Annotated in this window: 3 protein-coding genes and 1 pseudogene; all 4 read left to right on the top strand. The window is 41.3% G+C overall.

Going from position 1 to position 4,104, the window contains the following annotated elements; genetic code table 11:
- The coding region (locus FNN09_RS20655) for a sulfatase-like hydrolase/transferase (protein WP_143304391.1) at positions 1–822 on the top strand (822 nt) is incomplete at its 5' end.
- Positions 823–833: 11 nt separating this feature from the next.
- Complete coding sequence (locus FNN09_RS20650) at positions 834–2,279, top strand: arylsulfatase (protein ID WP_143304390.1); 1,446 nt, start codon at positions 834–836, stop codon at positions 2,277–2,279.
- A 19-nt stretch (positions 2,280–2,298) separates the two neighbouring features.
- The gene (locus FNN09_RS20645; protein WP_143304389.1) at positions 2,299–3,849 is read left to right on the top strand and encodes an arylsulfatase; all 1,551 of its coding nucleotides are present in this window, start codon (positions 2,299–2,301) and stop codon (positions 3,847–3,849) included.
- Between the two features lie 134 nt (positions 3,850–3,983).
- Positions 3,984–4,104 (top strand): annotated as a pseudogene (locus tag FNN09_RS20640) (IS1595 family transposase); the annotation flags it as partial.

Genomic DNA, 4,104 nt, shown 5'->3' with positions numbered 1-4,104 from the left:
ACACTGGATTTTCTTAACTCCGTTAAAGACCAAGCGTTTTTCCTTTACTATTCACCCTATGCGGTACACACCCCTATTCAACCTTATAAAGAGCTGCTGGCTAAATACGAAAACAAGCCGGAATGGAATGGACAGAATAACGCCAAATATGCTACCATGGTTGAGAATCTGGACACACAGATTGGAAGAATGATTACAAATCTGAAAGAATCCGGCCAACTTGAAAATACCTTTATCCTGTTTATTTCCGATAATGGAGGAGTTTACAAAATTACCAAACAGTGGCCTTTAAGATCCGGTAAAGGTGCGTATTACGAAGGAGGTATACGCGAACCCATGTTTGCGTATTGGAAGGGTAAAATTCCTGCAGGTACTAAGTCTGAAACTCCAATAAGCAATCTGGATTTTTATCCAACTATACTTGAAGTTGCAGGTGTATCAAAACCAGTTGATAAGGTATTAGATGGCCAATCAATTCTACCATTACTGACTAATCAATCAGAAATGGATACCCGGCCGCTTTATTGGCATTTTCCAATTTACCTCCAGGCTTATGTGAAAAATGACACCACTACCTTCGACCCTTTATTTCGCACCCGGCCCGGCTCTGCTATTCGTTATGGAGATTGGAAACTCATTCAGTATTTTGAGTACAACGACATTGAATTGTATAATTTAAAAGAAGATTTGAGTGAGCAAAATAACCTGGCTAAATCCAATCCGCAAAAAGCAAAAGAATTATTAGAACTGTTGGATAAATGGAGGAAGAATACGGATGCACCAGTGCCTACAGAGCTAAACCCTGATTATATATTAAATTAACTTGAATTATAATGAGAATATTTAAATGGACAATTTTAAGCATGGGGCTATTAGTCCTTACTGTTTTTGTAACAAGCTGTAATGAAAAACAAAACAAAGGAGTTAAAGGCAAGTTGCAACAGCCCAATGTGATATGCATATTAGCCGATGATTTGGGTTATGGTGATTTAAGCTGCTATGGGCAAACCAAATTTTCTACACCCAATATTGATAAGCTAGCAGCAAAAGGCATTAAGTTTACCCAGCATTATTCAGGTAGTACCGTTTGTGCGCCCTCACGCTCAGCGCTGATGACTGGTCAACACACCGGTCATACAACTATACGTGGCAATCGCGAGCGTAAGCCTGAAGGACAACATCCAATAAAAGCAGAGGATTTTACTATCGCGGAACTGTTTAAGCAAGCCGGTTATGCCACAGGAGCCTTTGGTAAGTGGGGTCTAGGTTACCCAGGTTCTGAAGGGGATCCCAATAAGCAGGGATTCGACACTTTTTTTGGTTATAATTGTCAGAGGCTAGGTCATCATTACTACCCTTACTTCTTGCGTTCCAACCAGGATAGCCTGGTACTGGAGGCCAATGCCGGACAAAAAACAGGCGTCTACGCCCCTAACTTGATTCATGATAAAACCCTTCAGTTTATCGAAGATCATAAGGATGAGCCTTTCTTTTGCTACGTGCCTTCCATTATTCCACATGCAGAACTGTTTGCCCCGGAAGACTATATGGAAAAGTTCAGAGGAAAGTACGACCCGGAACATGCCTATAAAGGTGTTGATGTGGGTAAGAAGTTTCGAAAAGGGCCTTATGGCTCACAGCCGGAATCACATGCTGCTTTTGTTGCCATGGTCACGCTACTAGACGACCAGGTTGGTGAGATAGTAGCCAAAGTAGAAGAATTGGGACTGAGCGATAATACCCTCATAATTTTTACCTCTGATAACGGACCGCATAAAGAAGGTGGGGCACGACCTGACTATTTTAACAGTAACGGTGCCTACAAAGGTTACAAGCGTGACTTGTACGAAGGGGGTATTCGTGTACCATTTATCGCTAGATGGCCTGGCCAAATTAAAGCAGGTACAACATCAGATCATATCTCTGCTTTTTGGGATATGATGCCAACCTTTGCAGATATGATTGGCACTGATCACCCTGAAAACATTGATGGTATCTCCATGTTACCTGCGTTAACCAATCAGGGCACTCAAAAGGAACACGAATACCTTTATTGGGAATATAATCCTGTGGGTGGTCGAAAAGCCGTTAGAATGGGTAAATGGAAAGGTGTGCAGTATGACATCAGAAAAAATCCGGAAGTACCCATACAGCTTTTCAACCTGGAAGAGGATCCTGGTGAAAGCAATGACCTGTCAGCTCAATACCCCGAAGTGGTGAAACAGATTAAAGCCATCATGAAAGAGGCCAGTACCGAGTCGCCCCTTTTCAAATTTTAGAAACGTAGTAATATTTAATATGAAACTAAGTATATTTTTCGCAATTATTATAGTAGTTTTCTCAGCATGTTCACAAAGGCCTGGGGATTCTGATGTTCAAAAACCAAATATCGTTATTATTTATGGTGATGATGTGGGTTATGGTGATGTGGGGGCCTATGGTTCAGAGTTAATACCTACACCCAATATTGATCAACTGGCAGCTGAGGGTTTGCGTTTTACCGATGGGCATTGCACGGCATCCACGTGTACGCCTTCACGCTTTTCATTATTAACCGGAGTATATGGTTTCCGGCATAATGCCAATGTATTACCACCGAATGCACCTCTTCTGATTCCGGTTGATATGATGACCTTGCCAAAGATGCTTAAAAAGGCCGGATACGAAACCGGTATTATTGGTAAGTGGCATCTGGGTATTGGAGAGAAAGGGGTTTTTACTGATTGGAATGGCGAAGTGAAACCTGGTCCTATTGAAGTTGGCTTTAATTCTTCGTTTTTGTTGCCTTCCACCAACGATCGTGTACCAACGGTTTATCTGGATGGCCACCGAGTGGTTAACCTGGATATGAATGACTCACTTTTCGTAGGCAGTAAAAAGTATGTAACAAGTAAAAAACACGTCACACAATATCCGGATGGCAGAACCAACCGTGAGGCGATGACTTACTACCAAAGCTCACACGGACATAATAATTCAGTCACCAATGGTATCGGCCGAATCGGCTATATGGCCGGCGGTCAGTCAGCCCTTTGGGACGATGAAACCATGACTGATGTATTTGTTGAAAAAACAAAAGACTATATTAAAAAGAATAAGGAAAAACCTTTCTTTTTGTATTATGCTGCTCAGGATATTCATGTACCACGTACACCACATCCACGCTTCAAGGGAACAACTGCACTTGGGTATCGCGGTGATGCTATGGTGCAATTCGACTGGGCTGTGGGTGAAATTATGAAAACCCTGGAAGAAAATGGCTTGAAGGAAAACACGATTGTGATCTTCTCCAGCGATAATGGGCCTGTTTATGATGATGGTTATAAGGATGGAACTACTGTTAAAACTTCGAAAGAAGAAGTGGATCGTGGGCATGACGGATCGGGGATTTATCGTGGCGGTAAATATCAGATATACGAAGGAGGAACACGTGTGCCATTTATTGTAAGCTGGCCGGGTAAAATTAAGCCTGGCGTATCCAATGCCCTGGTCAATCAAATTGATTTGATGGGCTCACTCGCATCTTACCTGAATGTTCCACTAAACGATAATGAAGCGATAGATAGTCGCAATACCATGGACGCCTTTCTTGGTAAAAGCGATACAGGATTAGCCTCAATGGTTGAAGAAGCGCGTAATGTAAGGGCACTAAGACGTGGAGACTGGAAATATATTCCAGATTTGGGAAGAAGTTATGGCAGTCCTAAAATGAGCAAGCAGTTGTATAATTTGGCTAATGATCCTGGCGAGCAAAATAATGTTATTAACGAGAATCCTGAGATTGCAAAATCGATGGCAGAAGAATTGGAAAAAATCTTAAATGGGGAATCCATCCGTTTGAATAGATAATATGGTGTTTAAATATTATCTGTAGGATTTCTGAATAATGTATTGAAAAGGAATGGTAGTCATTGCAAAAGAATAGTGACTATCACTCTTTAAGTATAGTTTTGGATATGGATTTAGTAGTTAAGGAAGAGGATGAAAAAGTATTGCCAAATGTCCATCGTATAGCTTCGTTGCTTAAAAGATGGTTACTAGGAACACATCAAAGCTATTTGAATAAAAATAAGCTGGGTTATTATTTGGATGAATATGTATTCA

It is taken from the genome of Carboxylicivirga sp. M1479 (genome assembly GCF_007097485.1).
In the GTDB taxonomy this organism is placed as follows: domain Bacteria; phylum Bacteroidota; class Bacteroidia; order Bacteroidales; family Marinilabiliaceae; genus Carboxylicivirga.
This window is presented reverse-complemented; position numbering and strand designations above follow the sequence as displayed.

Excerpts from the sequence above, each read along its gene's own strand:
- FNN09_RS20650 (WP_143304390.1), top strand. The coding sequence starts at position 834 with ATGAGAATATTTAAATGGACAATTTTAAGCATGGGGCTATTAGTCCTT.
- FNN09_RS20645 (WP_143304389.1), top strand. The coding sequence starts at position 2,299 with ATGAAACTAAGTATATTTTTCGCAATTATTATAGTAGTTTTCTCAGCA.